Below are 14,546 nucleotides of genomic sequence, written 5' to 3'. Positions count from 1 at the left end.
CGGGATTCTCGCGAGGACAGCGTTTTCTCCTGTGGCGGAGCCACCGGTGAAAACGATCCCGCAGCGAGAATCCCGCTGAGGTTCCGCCACCCGCCACCCGAGCAGCGGGTGAGGAGGAATCCTCAGCGTGGCGGAGCCGCGCAGGACGGGTTCAGGAGCTTCTGGATCTCCGGGGTGTCCAGGTTCTCCTTCGTCACCACCGAGGAGCCGGTGTTCGTCTCCGGGGTGCCGTGCTGCTCGCCGCGGATCTGCTCGACCGCCGAGTTCACCGACGCGAACCCCATCTTGAACGGGTTCTGCGCGATCAGGCCGGTGATCACGCCGTCCCGCAGCGACTCGATCTGGCCTTCCGAGGTGTCCCATCCGATGATCTTGATCTGGCCCTGCTTGCCCGCCTGCCGCACCGCCTCCGCGGCACCCAGCACGCTCGGCTCGTTGCCCGCGTAGATCCCGTTCAGGCCCGGGTTCGCCGTCAGGATGTCCTGGGTGACCTGCAACGCCGTGTTGTAGTCGCTGTTCGACGACTGCCGCGCCACCAGCCGCAGCCCCGGGTTCTTCGCCAGCCCGCGCTCGAAGCCCTCCGCGCGGGTCTCGTTCGTGCTGGTGCCGGGCAGGAACTCGATGAACGCCACCTCGCCGCGGCCGCCCAGCCGGTCCGCCAGCAGCTGGGTGCCCTGCTCGGCGGCCGCCACGTTGTCGGTGGCGAACACCGGCACCTCCGGCGGCTGCGGGCTGGTGCCCGAGTCCATGTTGACCACCATGGTGCCCTGCTCCCGCGCGGACTTCGTGACCTCCGCCAGCGCCTTCGCGTCGGTGGCCGCGAACACCAGGCCCTGCACGCCCTGCGCCAGCGAGTCCTGCAGCAGGCTCTGCTGCCCGCTCACGTCGTCCTCCGAGGTGACGCCGTCCCAGTGCACGTTGACGTTCGGGTGCTTGGTGGCCGCGCACTCGGCGCCGACCCGCACCTGCTCCCAGAAGTCGAAGCCGATCGCCTTCGGGATCACCGCCAACCGGATCGCGCCGCCCTGCTGCGCGCTCGTCCCCGTCGGCTTCCGGATCTCCAGGCCGCACGCGGAGGACAGCAGCAGCACCGCCAGGCACACCAGCGGAAGGACCTTCTTCATCGCAGCGAACTCCCTCGTCCCCGGATCACGCGTCGCCGGCGAGCTTGCGGCGCTGGTAGAAGTCCCACCACACCGCCAGCCAGATGATCACGCCGATGAGCACGTTCTGGTAGAAGGTGCCGATGTTGAGCTGCACCGCCCCGTTGCGGATCACCGCCACCAGGAACGCGCCGATCAGCGACCCGAGCACCGTGCCGCGCCCGCCGAACAGGCTCGCCCCGCCGATGACCACCGCCGCGATCACGTCCAGCTCCAGGCCCTCGCCGAAGTTCGGCTGCCCCGAGTTGATCCGCGAGGCCGCGATCATGCCGCCGAGCCCGGCCAGGCTGCCCGCCACCACGTACACCCACGTCGTGTGCTTGCGCACCGGCACGCCGGACAGCCGCGCGGCCTCCATGTTCGAGCCCATCACGTACGCGTAGCGGCCCAGCCGCGTCCGGGTCAGCACCAAGTGGCCCACCACCGCGACCAGCACGATCAGCAGCACCGGAACCGGGATCGGCCCCAGCACGCCCTGCCCGAGCAGCCGGAACGACTCCGGCGCGCCGAACACCGCCACCGCGCCCGTCGTGATCAGCACCAGCCCGCGCGCCACGCTCAGCATCCCCAGCGTCGCGATGAACGGCGGCAGCCCCACCGTCGACACCAGCAGCCCGTTGACCAGGCCCGCCGCCGCGCCCACCACGATGCCGCCGAGGATGCCCAGCAGCGGGTGGAACCCGAAGTCCGCCATCAGCATCACGCCCAGCACCCCGGACAGCGCCGCCACCGAGCCCACCGACAGGTCGATGCCGCCGGTGATGATCACCAGCGTGACGCCGACCGCCATCACCGCGTTCACCGAGGTCTGCGAGCCCAGGTTGAACAGGTTGTCCGCGGTCAGGAACGACGGCGCCACGATCGACAGCGCCACGAACACCACGATCAGCGCGCCCGCGGCCGCGACCTGCGACACCGCGCCCTGCATCCGGTCGGTCAACCCGCCCAGCAGCCCCGGCCGGTCCGCGGTCGCCCCCGTCGCGGTCGCCCCGCCGTCCTGCGGGGCCTCTTCGTCCTTGCCCGGCTGCTCGCTCACTGGCCCTCCTTCGCTCCGGTCGCGAGCGCGACGATCCGTTCCTCCGAGAAGTCCGCGCGCTCGACCTCACCGGCGATCCGGCCCTCGCGCAGCACGAGGATCCGATCGCACATGTTCAGCAGCTCGGGCAGGTAACTGGAGATCAGCACGATCGCCTTGCCCTGCGCGGCCAGCGAATCCAGCTGGCTGAACATCTCCGACTTCGCGCCCACGTCCATGCCGCGGCCCGGCTCGTCGAAGAACAGCACGTCCGCCTCGGTCTGCAGCCAGCGCGCCAGCACCACCTTCTGCTGGTTGCCGCCGGAGAGCGCCTGCACCGGCCTGCCCACCCACGGCACCCGGATGCGCAGCCGGTCCCGTTCCCGGTCGGCGATGCGCCGCTCCGCGCCCAGGTCGATCAGGCCGGAGGCCATCGGCAGCTTCGCCAGCGTGATGTTCTTGTCCACGCCCAGCTGCAGCGCCAGCCCGTCGGCCTTGCGGCTCTCGGTGAGGTAGCCGATGCCCGCGGCGATCGCGTCCGCCGGACCGCGGATCTTCAGCTTCGCCCCGTCCAGCGACACCTCGCCCGCGTCGGGCGGTTCGGCGCCGAACACCGCGCGGGCCAGTTCGGTGCGGCCCGCGCCGACCAGCCCGGCCATGCCGACGATCTCGCCGGCGCGCACCTCGAAGTTCGCGTCGCGCACCGCGTCGCCGCGGCTGAGCCCGCGCACCCGCAAGCGCACCTCGCCGGGAGTGCCGTAGGTGCGCGGGTACAGGTTCTGCACGTCGCGGCCCACCATCAGCGTCACCAGCCGCGACTCGTCCAGCTCGGCGACCGGCCGGGTCGCGACGACCGCGCCGTCGCGCAGCACCGTGACCCGGTCGCCGATCTCGAAGATCTCGTCCAGCCGGTGCGAGATGTAGAGGACGCCGATGCCCTGCGCGGTGAGCTCGCGGACGATGCCGAACAGCTCCGCGGTCTCCCGCTCGGTCAGGGTGGCGGTCGGCTCGTCGAGGATGAGCACCTTCGCGTCCACCGCGAGCGCCTTCGCCAGCTCCACCCGCTGCTGCTCGGCGGTGGACAACCGGCCGACGCGGCGGCCCGGATCGACGTCCAGGCCCACCCTGGCTAGCAGGTCCCGGGCCGCCCTGCGCTCCGCGGCTCGCGAGATGAGGCCGCCGCTGCCGGGTTCGTGCCCGATGAACAGGTTCTCCGCGACCGACAGGTCCGGGGCGAGGGCGAATTCCTGGTGCACCATCGAGATGCCCAGCCGCCGCGCCGATCCCGGTCCCTGGTAGCCGACCTGCCTGCCGTCCACCTCGATGCGACCGGCGCTCGGCGGCTCCACCTGCGCGACGAGCTTCATCAAGGTCGACTTGCCCGCGCCGTTCTCGCCCGCCAGCACGTGGACCTCACCGGCCAGCACTTCCAAGTCCACTTCGGACACCGCGACGACCCCGGGGAATCGTTTGCTCACCCCGGAAAGCCGAACCACCGCCCGTTCTTGCACCGATCCCGCATCATCCGAACCGGACTGCAAGGATTGCGACACGCCGCCTCCTCGATCACCATCGATCGCCCGCCGCAGCGGTGCGCCGGAGCATACTCACAACATCACGAACCCGAAAGGCTCGCAGCGAAGCCAAGTAACCGATTACCGATCGTTGCACGCGAACGGACGCGACGGCATCCGCGAACGACGCAACCACCCACTCCGTAAGCTCGGAGTGGGCACCGCAGCAATCCAAGAGGGGGACGAGACGTGCAGCCGCTGGCGGCCGGCGAACCGAACAGAGTCGGGAACTACCGACTGCTCGCCAAGATCGGCGGCGGCGCGATGGGATCCGTGTACCTGGCCCGGTCCCGCGGCGGTCGCGGCGTCGCGATCAAACTCGTGCGCTCCGAGCTCGCCGACGACGGCGAGTTCCGCGAGCGGTTCCGCCGCGAAGTCGAGATGGCCCGCTCCGTCGGCGGGTTCTGGACCGCGACCGTCATCGACGCCGACACCGAAGCCGACCAGCCCTGGTTGGCCACCGAGTACGTGCCCGGCCCCACCCTGCACCGCGCCGTCGCCGACCACGGACCGCTGCCGGAGCAGACCGTGCGCTCGCTGGCCGCCGGGCTCGCCGAGGCGCTCGGCGCCATCCACCGCGCCGGGCTCGTGCACCGCGACCTCAAACCGGGCAACGTGCTGCTCGGGCCGGACGGGCCGCGGGTCATCGACTTCGGCATCTCCCGGGCCATGAGCAGCAGCGCGCTCACCGCCACCGGCATCTTCCTCGGCACCCCCGGCTTCTTCTCCCCCGAGCAGACCGTCGGCACCGACGTCGGACCGCCCAGCGACGTGTTCTCCCTCGGCGCGGTGCTCATGTTCGCCGCCACCGGTGCCGGACCGTTCGGCAACGAGAACACCGCCGCCATGCTGTACCGGGTCGTGCACAACGAACCGGACCTCGACGCGCTGCCCGCCGGGCTGCGGACGCTCATCGGCGGCTGCCTCGCGAAGGACCCGGCGGCGCGGCCGACCCCCGCCCAGCTGCTCGACCAGGTCGGCGAGGCCTCCCCGCAGAGCGACAGCTGGCTGCCCGCCGAGATCACCGCCGTCATCACCGAGCACACCGCGCAGCTCAAGCGGGCCTCCGAAGCGGCACCGCCCGCCGACCCGCCGCGGCCCGCCCGCCAGCGCGGCGGCGGCGACTGGTCCGCTGCCCCCGCCGCACCGGTGAAGCCGATCATCCCGGCCCGGCCGAAACCGACCGCGCAGCAACCCGAAGCGGGACCGGGCACCGCCGCGCCCGCCCGCATCGCGCCGTCCCGGCCCGCGGTGCCGGTCGACCGGGTGCGCGCCGACGGGCCGGGACCGGTGTTCGTCACCGGCGGGCGGCTCGGTGCACTCGTGTCCGCCGCGCTCATGTTCGGGCTGATCTACGTGGTGCTGCGGATCGGCCAGACCGGCAGCGCCGAGGTGTGGGCGCTGACCAGCTTCGGGATGCTGCTGCTCACCATCAGCGGGGCGTTGTCGCTGGTCAAGGCACTGCTACCCGGGTTGCGGCTCAAGGTCAGCGGTGAGGGCCTGCGCGTCTCCCGCGCCGGGCTCCTCGCCCGCGAGATCCCGTGGAGCCACGTCAGCCGGGTCGCCGTCGTCGGTACCGGCAAGGGCCAGTCGGTGACCGTGTGGACCCGGCCCGGCAGCCCGGCCCCGGGCTGGCGGATCTGGAACCCGACCCGCCCGTACCACGGCGGCACGCGGGTCTACCCGATCGGCGCCACGGGCGGCCCGCTCACCCGCAGGCAGGAAGGCCGGCGCGTCCGCCAGGCCCTCCAGCAGTACGGCCGCGGCAGCTACGACGACCGCATGGTCTGACCGGCCCGTCCGTCCCGGACGGACCGGTCACCCCGCCGGTCAGGCGGGCAGCAGGCACACCGGCGACGGCGACGGCACCGGGTCGCCGACCGGCGTGAGGCCGCCGTCCGCGGCGACCGCGAAGGCCTGCACGGTGTCGCTGAGCTCCCCCGCCGCGTACAGCACGTCCCCGCGCGGGGACAGCGCGATGTGCCGCGGCCCGCGCACGCCCGCGGGCACCACGCCCAGCTGCGCGAACCCCTCGGCGGCGAACACGGCGATGCTGTCGTGCCCCCGGTTCGAGGCGAACACGAACCGCCCGTCCGGCGACACGACGACCTCCGCGGCCAGGCTCCGCCCGGTGAAGTCCGCGGGCAGCAGCGGCAGCACCCGGCCCGGCCGCACCTCGCCGCTCCCCGCGTCGAAGGCGAACTCGGTGATCGTCGAGGTCAGCTCCCCCACCAAGTAGCCGCGGTCCCCGTCCGGGTGGAACGCGAGGTGCCGCGGGCCCGTCCCCGGCGCCCACCCGACCTCGTGCTTGAGCGCCAGGTGCCCGGTGTCCCCGTCGAACGCGTACACGTAGACCGAGTCGGTGCCCAGGTCGGCGGCCAGCGCGAAGCGGCCGTCCGGGGACGGCACGATCTGGTGCGCGTGCGGGCCCTCCTGCCGGTCCTTGTCCGGGCCCTGCCCGGAGTGGTCCACCGCGTGGCACGCCTCCCGCAGCACGCCGCCCTCGCCGATGGGGTGCACGACGACGTTGCCGGACAGGTAGTTCGCGGTGAGCAGGAACCGGCCGCCGGGGTGCACGCTCAGGTGGCACGGCGCCGACCCGTGCGTCGGCTGCGAGTTGATCTCGGTCAGCCCGCCGTCCGCCCCCACCTGGAACGCCACCACCCGGCCGCGCGCCACCTCGTTCACCGCGAACAGCGTCCCGCCGTCCGGGGACAGCGCGAGGAACGACGGGTCGTAGGCGTCGGCGACGGTGTCGGTGCAGCGCAGCCGGCCCGCCTCGTCGGCGAACGCGAGGCGGATCCCGTTCGCTCCCGAATCGGAGCCGGTGTAGGCCCCCAGGTACACCCGGTACTGCGCGTCCACGGACATGAAGCGACCTCCACCCGACGTTGGGGACCTGCCTGCGCGCGTTCGACCCGGCTCCGGGACCGACCTCCCGGTGGCGCTCGCCGGGCACGCCGAGTCATCGGCGGTGCACGCGCCGTTCATCCGAACTTCGCCGACGGTAGCGCGCGCGGCGGCCCGCGGACAGCCCCGCGCGTCCCGAACTCGCAGAGACGGAACGTTGCGCGCGGAGATCGAATCACGCAACGATCCGCCGAAAGAAGCAACAGCTCCCGGCTGAAACGAAGGCGGAGGCCGCCTAGCCTGAGCAGCATGACCTCCGCTTCGACCGAGACTCCGCGCCCGGCCGCGACCACCCGCTCCGCCGAATACCTGCGGCTGGACGACACCTACAGCGCGCACAACTACCACCCGCTGCCGGTCGTGATCGCCGAAGCGGACGGGGCGTGGATGACCGATGTGGACGGTCGTCGCCACCTGGACTTCCTCGCCGGGTACTCGGCGCTGAACTTCGGGCACCGGCACCCGCGGCTGGTCGCCGCCGCCACCGAGCAGCTGGGTCGCGTCACGCTGACCAGCCGGGCGTTCCACCACGACCGGTTCGGACCGTTCTGCCGCGAGCTGGCCGAGCTCACCGGCACCGAGCAGGTGCTGCTGATGAACTCCGGCGCCGAAGCCGTCGAATCCGCCATCAAGCTCGCCCGGAAGTGGGCCTACCAGGTCAAGGGCGTGCCCGCGGACCGCGCGGAGATCGTCGTCGCCGGCGCCAACTTCCACGGCCGCACCACCACGATCGTGTCGTTCTCCACCGACGACACCGCGCGCGCCGGCTTCGGCCCGTTCACCCCCGGGTTCGCGATCACGCCCTACGGCGACGCGGAGGCGGTCGCGGCGGCGATCACCGACCGCACCGCGGCGGTGCTCGTCGAACCGGTGCAGGGCGAAGCCGGCGTCGTGGTGCCGCCGCCCGGCTACCTGCGCAGGCTGCGGGAGCTGTGCGACGAGCGCGGGGTGCTGCTCGTCGCCGACGAGATCCAGTCCGGGCTGGCCCGCACCGGCGAGCTGCTGGCCTGCGACCACGAGGGCGTGCGCGCCGACCTGTACACGCTCGGCAAGGCCCTCGGCGGCGGCATCCTGCCGGTCTCCGCGGTCGTCGGCAGCCGCGAGGTGCTGGGCGTGCTGCGGCCCGGCGAACACGGCTCCACGTTCGGCGGCAACCCGCTGGCCTGCGCCGTCGGCCTGGAAGTGGTGCGGATGCTGGCGACCGGCGAGTACCAGGCGCGATCCCGGGAGCTCGGCGCGCACCTGCACGCGCGGCTCGGCGAACTCGTCGGCCGCGGCGCCGCCGAAGTGCGCGGGCGCGGGCTGTGGGCCGGGGTGGAGATCTCCCCCGGCGGTCCCACCGGGCGCCAGGTCAGCGAGCGGCTCGCCGCGAACGGCGTGCTGTGCAAGGAGACCCAGGACACCACGCTGCGCATCGCACCCCCGCTCACCATCACCCGCGAGGAGCTCGACCAGGGCGTCGACGCGATCGTCGACGCACTCGCCCGGTGATCCGTCAGGACTTGACGGCGTCCCGGGACAGGGCGGTGAGGCGGGACAGGGCGCGGAGGTACTTCTTGCGGTAGCCGCCGCGCAGCATCTCCTCGGTGAACAGCTCCGAGAGCGGCTCCCCCGACACGCGCACCGGCACCGCCCGGTCGTAGAGCCGGTCCGCGAACGCCACCAGCCGCAGGCCCACGTTCTGGTTCGGCGCCGCGTGCAGGCCGCGCAGGTGCACCGCGCTGACGTCCGAGACGAGCCGCCCGTACTTCGACGGGTGCACCGAGGCGAGGTGCTCGCACAGCGCGTCGAAGTCGTCCAACGTCGCGCCGGGCATCGACTCGGCCTCCGCGGTGAGCTCGGCGTCGTCCACCGGCTCCGGCGGATCGGGCAGGCCGCGGTGCCGGTAGTCGGGGCCGTCCACCCGCAGCACCTCGAAGCGCGCCGACATCGCGTGGATCTCGCGCAGGAAGTCCACCGCGGCGAACCGGCCCTCGCCGAGCTTGCCGGGCAGCGTGTTCGAGGTCGCCGCGATGTGCACGCCCGCATCGGTGAGCTTCGCGATCAGCTGGGTGACCAGCATCGTGTCGCCCGGGTCGTCCAGCTCGAACTCGTCGATCGCCAGCAGCCGGTGCTCGGCGAGCCTGCGCACCGTCTCGTTGAACCCGAGCGCGCCGACGAGGTTGGTGACCTCGACGAACGTGCCGTACGACTTCGGCCCCGGAACGGCGTGCCACACCGAGGCCAGCAGGTGCGTCTTGCCGACGCCGAACCCGCCGTCCAGGTACAGGCCCGGCTTGCCCGCCGGGGCGCGGCCGCCCCCGAACAGCGAACGCCACCACGAGCCACCGCCCGCGGCCGCGGCCGACGCCCGCTCGGCGAACGCGCGGCAGGCCTCGACGGCCGCGGCCTGGCTCGGCTCGTCCGGGTTCGGCACGTAGGTCTCGAACCGGGCCTCGCCGAACCGCGGCGGCGGAGTCATCGCGTCGACCATGTCGGCCGGGCTGAGCTCGGGGCGGCGGTCGATGAGGCGCGCGGCGGTCATGCGCCGACTCTATAACCGCTGTTCCCGCCGTAGCCGGTGGCGGTCATCACCCGGGCGGCCCGGGAACGGCGGCCCTGCCCGCGGGCGGCGGGCGTGCCGTGCTGGGATGCACGGGTGCACAGGTTGTGGCCCTCAGACGGCGATCCTCCCGGTGCTGCGGCTCCGGTGGAGGTGACGCCGGAGATCGAAGCGTTCTACGACTTCCCCTCCGACCTCGCCCGACCCTGGCTGCGCACGAACTTCGTGTCCAGCCTCGACGGGGCGGTGAGCGTGCGCGGCAGCTCCCGCGGGCTGTCCTCCCCCGCCGACCAGCGGGCGCTGGCGCTGATCCGGGACCTGTCCGACGTGGTCCTCGTCGGCGCGGGCACCGCGCTCGTGGAGGGCTACCACGGGGTGCAGCGCCACGAGGTGGACGCGGACCGCCGCGCCCGGTTCGGGCTGTCCGAGGTGCCGCCGATCGCGGTGGTCACCGCCCGCTGCTCGCTGGAACCGGATTCGCCGCTGCTCACCGACACGGTGGTGCCGCCGATCGTGCTCACCTGCGAGTCGGCGCCGGAGGCGCGCCGGGTCGCGCTGGCCGACGCGGGCGCCGACGTCGTCGTCACCGGCGACCGCGCCGTGGACCTGCCCGGTGCGCTCACCGCGCTCGCCGCGCGCGGGTTGCTGCGGATCGGTTGCGAAGGCGGACCGCACCTGTTCGGCGACCTGCTCGCCGCGGACCTCGTCGACGAGCTGTGCCTGACCGTCTCCCCGCTGCTCGCGGGCGGCGGCGCCGGGCGCATCGCCGCCGGGCCGGACCTGCCCGACCCGCACCGGATGCGGCTGCTGTCCGTGCTGCGGGCGGAGGAATCGCTGCTGCTGCTGCGGTACGGGAGAATCCGGGCGTGACCGGGCGGGGCGACAGCGACGCGGACCTGATGGCCGCGGCCCAGCACGGCGACGGCGTGGCCTTCGACGAACTCGTCCGCAGGCACACCCGGTCGATGTACCGGGTCGCGTACCGGATCCTCAACGACCAGGCCGAAGCCGAGGACGCCGTGCAGGACGCGTGGGTCTCGGCGTGGCGCTCGCTGGCCCGGTTCCGCGGCGACTCCGCGCCCACCACCTGGCTGTACCGGGTGGTGACGAACGCGGCGCTCGGCCAGGTGCGGCGGCGCAAGAACACCGTGGCCCTGGACGTCGGCGACGACTCGATGGACCACCTCGTTTCCGACCACGACTCCGGCAACCCCGAAGGGCTCGCGGTGCGCGCCGAGGAAGCCGACCTGGTGCACCGCGCCATCGCCACCCTGGAACCGTCGCAACGGGTTCCCCTGGTGCTGCGCGAGTTCGAAGGGATGTCTTACGAAGAGATCGCAGAGGTGCTAGAGGTGAACGTCGCGGCGTTGCGATCGAGGCTGCACCGGGCGCGGCTGGCCCTGCTGTCGAGGTTGAAGGAGATGCACCGTGGGTGAAGCTCCCCTCGACCCCGACCACGCGCTGCCCTGCGGCCGCACCATCGGCGACCTCCTCGACCACCTCGCCGGGGAGGCACCGGACGGCGTCGCGGCGCACGTGCGGACCTGCCCGCACTGCCGGGCCGCGCTCACCGACCTGGCGCCCACCGGCTGGGAACCGGTGCGCCGCACCGCGGAGCTCGCCGTCGAACCCCCCGAAGGGCTGGTGTCCCGGGCGCTGCTCACGGTGCGCGGCGCCCGCGCCGCCGCCGGCGGCGAACCCGCCGAGGTCGCCCAGGAGCTCGGCACGCTGCGGGTCTCCGCGCAGGCGACGATGGTGCTGGCCCGCAGGCTCGGCGCGGAACTGCTCGCGGAGGTGCCGGGCACCCGGCTGCTGTCCTGCACCGGCGACGTGCGCGAGGTGCGGGTGGACGTGGAGATCGGCTACGGGCTGCCCGCCCCTGCGCTGACGGCCCGGTTGCAGCATGATCTGGGGCGTGCGCTGCGGGAGCACTTGGGCGCGGCGGCACCGTCGGTGTGGGTGCGGGTCGCCGATGTCGCGCCCCCGCAGAGCTCGTGATTAGCTCATTCATGTGACCTAGGTCGCAGTTGCGCGATGTTCCGGGATCACTCGCATCGGATCTTGCAGTCCCGGAGCTCGCAGGCGACTGCGACCGCCCAGGGCGACAACGAGATCTTCAGGGGAAGGAGCCCTTTCATGGCCCAGTCGAGTGGTACCTCCGCCCAGAGCACCGAGACCCAGAGCGGGTCCACGACCGGTGGCAAGGGCCTGAGCCCCAGCGGCAGCGCCACCCCGGCCCGCCTCGCCGACGACACCTCGCAGGGCAAGACGACGATCGCCGCCTCCGTGGTGCAGAAGATCGCCGGCATCGCCGCCCGCGAGATCTCGGGCGTGCACGCCATGGGCGGCGGCGTCTCCCGCGCCTTCGGCGCCATCCGCGAGCGCATCCCCGGCGGCAGCGGCACCACCACCACGCAGGGCGTGACCGTCGAGGTCGGCGAGAAGCAGGCCGCGATCGACCTGGACATCGTCGTCGAGTACGGCGCCTCCATCGTCGAGCTGGCCCGCGCCGTGCGCCGCAACGTGATCAACGGCGTCGAGCGGATGACCGGCCTCGAGGTCATCGAGGTCAACATCTCCGTCAACGACATCCACCTGCCCTCGGAGGACGACGAGGACGGCGGCAACGGTGGCAGCGCCCCCGCCTCCTCGCGCGTGGAGTGAGACGGCGCGCGGCTCCGGACGCCCCGGCCGGGGCCGCGCGCTTCCCATCCCGGCCCGCTCTCGAAGGACACCGACATGACCGAATCCGCGCCCGGTGACCACGGCCGGGACGATCCCGAAGTCGAGGAGCAGCTCGCCGACCGGGTCGCTCGGGCGGTGCTCGCGCACCCGTCCGTCGCCCGGTTGCACGGCGGCGCGTACGGCACCATCGCCGCGTACCTGCCCGGCAGGCAGGTCACCGGAGTCCGCGTCGGCGAACGCGGCGAACCCGTCGAAGTCGGCGTGGTGCTGCGCCTGACCGAGCCGCTGCCGGGGATCGTGGCCGCACTGCGCGAACGCGTGCTCGCCGTGACCGGACCGGCTCCGGTCGACATCACCGTCGTCGACGTGCTCACCTCGGACGAGGCCGATGCCCCCGGCCAGGACGAGGCGGCACCGCGATGACGGGCTCGCCGGACGACGACGCGCGGGTCCGCCTGCGCGCCTTCGTCCGCGCGCACCACCCCGACGTGGGCGGTGATCACGAAGCGTTCGTGGCGGGCCTCGCCGCGCTGCAGGCCCGCCGCGACGCCACCGACCGGAATCCCGCGCCCTCCCGCCCGGAACGCGGCGACCGCCGCGCCCGACCCTCCGACCGCTACGACGCGCCGGTGGTCGTGGTCGCCGACCCGCGCGGCCTCGGCGGCGTGCTGCGCCGGGTGCGGGCGTGGCGGCTGCGGAAGCGCCGCAGCCGGGTGCGGTGATATTGACAGCCGACGCACGGTCCTCCCAGTCAGGAAGGTTTCTCCCACGATGAACGCAACGCAGACCGGCCTGTTCGCCGGGCTCCTCCTCGGTGTCGCCGCCGCAGCCGGGGGCTTCACCGGTTTCCTCATCGCCCTGGTGATCGGGGCGATCGGACTGATCGTCGGCCGCGTGCTGGACGGCGAGCTGGAGATCGGCGACTTCCTGGGCCGGGGCAAGGACCGATGAGCGCCCCCGCCACCGAGCGGGCCGAGGCCGCGACCGAGCGGACCTCCGCGGCGGACGACGCCGCCGAACGCGGCTCGCTGGACATCGACCGAGCGGTGCTGCGCAAGATCGCCGAGCACGCCGCGGACGGCGTTTCCGGCACCACCCGCGCACCGCGCCGCATCGTCGGCGTGGGCGTCGGCACCCAGGGATCCAGCGCCCGGCTCACCGGCCCGGACCGCGAGCTGCGCGTCCGGCTCGACCTGGCGCTGCGCTACCCCGCCCCGGTGCGCGACACCGTGCGCGAAGTGCGGGAACGAGTCCGCGAGGAACTGTCCCGGCAAGCAGGCTGCCGGGTGACGGCGGTGGAGGTCACCGTGTCCGCACTGGTGCCCGCCCCGAAACGAGACCGAGTGGAGTGAGCCCGTGCGTGCCCTAGTCCGTTTGATCACCGCCGCGGCCGGGCTGATCGCCCTCGTCGTCGGGGTGCTGCTGGTGGTGGAGGCCATCGGCGCCTGGACGAATCCAGGCTCCCGCGGCGTGCTCGTCCCCTGGTCCGCCGCCGGATCGTCGCTGCGCGGCCTGAGCTGGCACGACCTGCCGGTGCGGCTGGTCGCCGCCGCCGTCGCGGTCGTCGGGCTGATCCTGCTGCTGGCGGTGTTCCGCGCCGGGCGCAAGGAAGTCCGGCTCGCGGACCCCGCCCCCGAGGTCACCGTCACCACCGACCCGCGCTCGCTGGCCCGGCTGGTCGGCCACCAGGTCCGCGCCGAGGACGGGGTCGCAGGCGCCACGGTGACCGCCGACCGCCGGAAGGTGAAGGTGAAGGCCCGCGGCCGGTTCCGCAGCGTCGGCGACCTGCGCGACCGGGTGGCCAAGAAGGCCTCCGACACCGTCGAAGACCTGCCGTTGCAACGCCGGCCCCGGGTGTCGGTGTCGGTCTCCCCCGCGAAGGAGCGGTGATGTCGACCCAGGACACCACGACCCGCCCCGACGAGGGCACCGGGAACGAGTCCGCCACCCGCAAGACACCCGCGCGGCCGAGCCGGACCGCCGTCGGCCGCTCGCTCGGCTTCGAGCGGTGGCTGCTCGGCGTGCTCGGACTGGTGCTGCTGCTGGCCGGCGCGGCGGCGCTGGTCGTCGGCGCGGGCTGGCTGGGCCGGTTCCGCGCGCAGCGGCCCGTGCTGGACCCGCTGCTCACCCAGTGGGCGGGCGGCAACCGGCCGCTGGCCTTCGGCGTGGCGATCGTGGCGGGGATCGTGCTGGCGCTGCTCGGGTTGTGGTGGCTGCTGCGGGCGCTGCGCCCCGAAGGCCGCCCCGACCTCCGGCTGCACGGCGACGCGGAGAGCTCGGCGACCATCACCTCGCACGCGCTGACCGAGGCGATGCGCGCCGACGCGGAGAGCGTCACCGGTGTCACCCGCGCCCGGGTGCGGATGGCGGGCACCGACCAGCGGCCCAACGTGCGGCTCACCCTCGCGCTGCAGGAGGGCACGAACGTGCGGCACGTGTGGGAGGAACTGGACGCGAAGGTCCTCTCCCGCGCCCGCCGGGCCCTCGACGTGGACGCGCTGCCCACCGCGATCCGCCTCCAGCTCGACCGCGGCGCCCGCCAGCGCGTGCGCTGACCCGCGAACACCGATGGCCCGTCCACCCCGGTGGGCGGGCCATCGTGCTGTCCGGGGTGCCCGATGGGCGGGCTCGCAGCGGCCGACGGCCACATACTCGGA

At 73.4% G+C, this 14,546-nt stretch carries 17 protein-coding genes; 12 read left to right on the top strand and 5 right to left on the bottom strand.

Annotated features, from left to right (window positions below):
- Nucleotides 1-122: 122 nt before the first annotated feature.
- From ABZ805_RS02325 to ABZ805_RS02315, 3 genes are read right to left on the bottom strand one after another with little or no spacing between them, the layout of a single operon-like run.
- Nucleotides 123-1,124: a substrate-binding domain-containing protein gene (locus ABZ805_RS02325; protein WP_358433056.1), complete on the bottom strand. Its 1,002-nt coding sequence runs from the start codon at nucleotides 1,122-1,124 to the stop codon at nucleotides 123-125.
- 25 nt (nucleotides 1,125-1,149) lie between these two features.
- Entirely contained in the window at nucleotides 1,150-2,199 is a 1,050-nt protein-coding gene (locus ABZ805_RS02320; RefSeq protein ID WP_358433054.1) for an ABC transporter permease, read from the bottom strand.
- On the bottom strand, nucleotides 2,196-3,656 hold the full coding sequence (locus ABZ805_RS02315; RefSeq protein ID WP_358433052.1) for a sugar ABC transporter ATP-binding protein: 1,461 nt from the start codon (nucleotides 3,654-3,656) through the stop codon (nucleotides 2,196-2,198). The genes ABZ805_RS02320 and ABZ805_RS02315 overlap by 4 nt, the downstream gene beginning before the upstream one ends.
- Before the next feature lie 285 nt (nucleotides 3,657-3,941).
- Between ABZ805_RS02315 and ABZ805_RS02310 the strand changes: the two genes are divergently transcribed.
- A complete protein-coding gene (locus tag ABZ805_RS02310) occupies nucleotides 3,942-5,543 on the top strand; it encodes a protein kinase (RefSeq protein WP_358433050.1) in 1,602 nt (533 codons plus the stop codon).
- 39 nt (nucleotides 5,544-5,582) lie between these two features.
- On the opposite strand, the gene ABZ805_RS02305 is transcribed toward ABZ805_RS02310, so the two are convergent.
- Nucleotides 5,583-6,623, bottom strand: coding sequence for a lactonase family protein (locus ABZ805_RS02305; protein WP_358433048.1), 1,041 nt, complete (start codon nucleotides 6,621-6,623; stop codon nucleotides 5,583-5,585).
- Between the two features lie 288 nt (nucleotides 6,624-6,911).
- Between ABZ805_RS02305 and rocD the strand changes: the two genes are divergently transcribed.
- Entirely contained in the window at nucleotides 6,912-8,153 is a 1,242-nt protein-coding gene (gene rocD, locus ABZ805_RS02300; RefSeq protein WP_358433046.1) for an ornithine--oxo-acid transaminase, read from the top strand.
- A gap of 4 nt (nucleotides 8,154-8,157) precedes the next feature.
- Here the strand turns inward: rocD and zapE are convergent, their stop codons facing one another.
- On the bottom strand, nucleotides 8,158-9,186 hold the full coding sequence (gene zapE, locus ABZ805_RS02295; protein WP_358433044.1) for a cell division protein ZapE: 1,029 nt from the start codon (nucleotides 9,184-9,186) through the stop codon (nucleotides 8,158-8,160).
- A 165-nt stretch (nucleotides 9,187-9,351) separates the two neighbouring features.
- On the opposite strand from zapE, the gene ABZ805_RS02290 reads away from it, so the two are divergent.
- The 10 genes from ABZ805_RS02290 (at nucleotide 9,352) to amaP (ending at nucleotide 14,444) form a co-directional block, all read left to right on the top strand.
- Entirely contained in the window at nucleotides 9,352-10,074 is a 723-nt protein-coding gene (locus ABZ805_RS02290; protein ID WP_358433043.1) for a pyrimidine reductase family protein, read from the top strand.
- A complete protein-coding gene (locus tag ABZ805_RS02285; protein WP_358433042.1) occupies nucleotides 10,071-10,640 on the top strand; it encodes a sigma-70 family RNA polymerase sigma factor in 570 nt (189 codons plus the stop codon). The genes ABZ805_RS02290 and ABZ805_RS02285 overlap by 4 nt, the downstream gene beginning before the upstream one ends.
- Nucleotides 10,633-11,202 (top strand): hypothetical protein, encoded by a 570-nt coding sequence (locus ABZ805_RS02280; RefSeq protein ID WP_358433040.1) that lies wholly within the window; start codon nucleotides 10,633-10,635, stop codon nucleotides 11,200-11,202. Before ABZ805_RS02285 ends, ABZ805_RS02280 begins: the two co-directional genes overlap by 8 nt.
- Nucleotides 11,203-11,340: 138 nt before the next feature.
- Nucleotides 11,341-11,868 carry an Asp23/Gls24 family envelope stress response protein gene (locus ABZ805_RS02275; protein ID WP_358433038.1) on the top strand — a complete coding sequence of 176 codons (528 nt, stop codon included), beginning with the start codon at nucleotides 11,341-11,343 and terminating at the stop codon, nucleotides 11,866-11,868.
- Between the two features lie 75 nt (nucleotides 11,869-11,943).
- Nucleotides 11,944-12,312, top strand: a complete 369-nt coding sequence (locus ABZ805_RS02270) for a hypothetical protein (RefSeq protein WP_358433036.1) — start codon at nucleotides 11,944-11,946, stop codon at nucleotides 12,310-12,312.
- Entirely contained in the window at nucleotides 12,309-12,611 is a 303-nt protein-coding gene (locus ABZ805_RS02265) for a hypothetical protein (protein ID WP_358433034.1), read from the top strand. Before ABZ805_RS02270 ends, ABZ805_RS02265 begins: the two co-directional genes overlap by 4 nt.
- 49 nt (nucleotides 12,612-12,660) lie before the next feature.
- Nucleotides 12,661-12,840, top strand: coding sequence for a hypothetical protein (locus ABZ805_RS02260; protein ID WP_224955439.1), 180 nt, complete (start codon nucleotides 12,661-12,663; stop codon nucleotides 12,838-12,840).
- Entirely contained in the window at nucleotides 12,837-13,241 is a 405-nt protein-coding gene (locus tag ABZ805_RS02255; protein ID WP_358433032.1) for an Asp23/Gls24 family envelope stress response protein, read from the top strand. The genes ABZ805_RS02260 and ABZ805_RS02255 overlap by 4 nt, the downstream gene beginning before the upstream one ends.
- A 4-nt stretch (nucleotides 13,242-13,245) precedes the next feature.
- Entirely contained in the window at nucleotides 13,246-13,779 is a 534-nt protein-coding gene (locus ABZ805_RS02250) for a DUF6286 domain-containing protein (protein ID WP_358433030.1), read from the top strand.
- Entirely contained in the window at nucleotides 13,779-14,444 is a 666-nt protein-coding gene (gene amaP / locus ABZ805_RS02245) for an alkaline shock response membrane anchor protein AmaP (RefSeq protein ID WP_358433028.1), read from the top strand. Before ABZ805_RS02250 ends, amaP begins: the two co-directional genes overlap by 1 nt.
- Nucleotides 14,445-14,546 lie beyond the last annotated feature (102 nt).

The sequence above is a fragment of the Saccharopolyspora sp. NPDC047091 genome, from assembly GCF_040643635.1.
Classification (GTDB): Bacteria; Actinomycetota; Actinomycetes; order Mycobacteriales; family Pseudonocardiaceae; genus Saccharopolyspora_C.
This window is presented reverse-complemented; position numbering and strand designations above follow the sequence as displayed.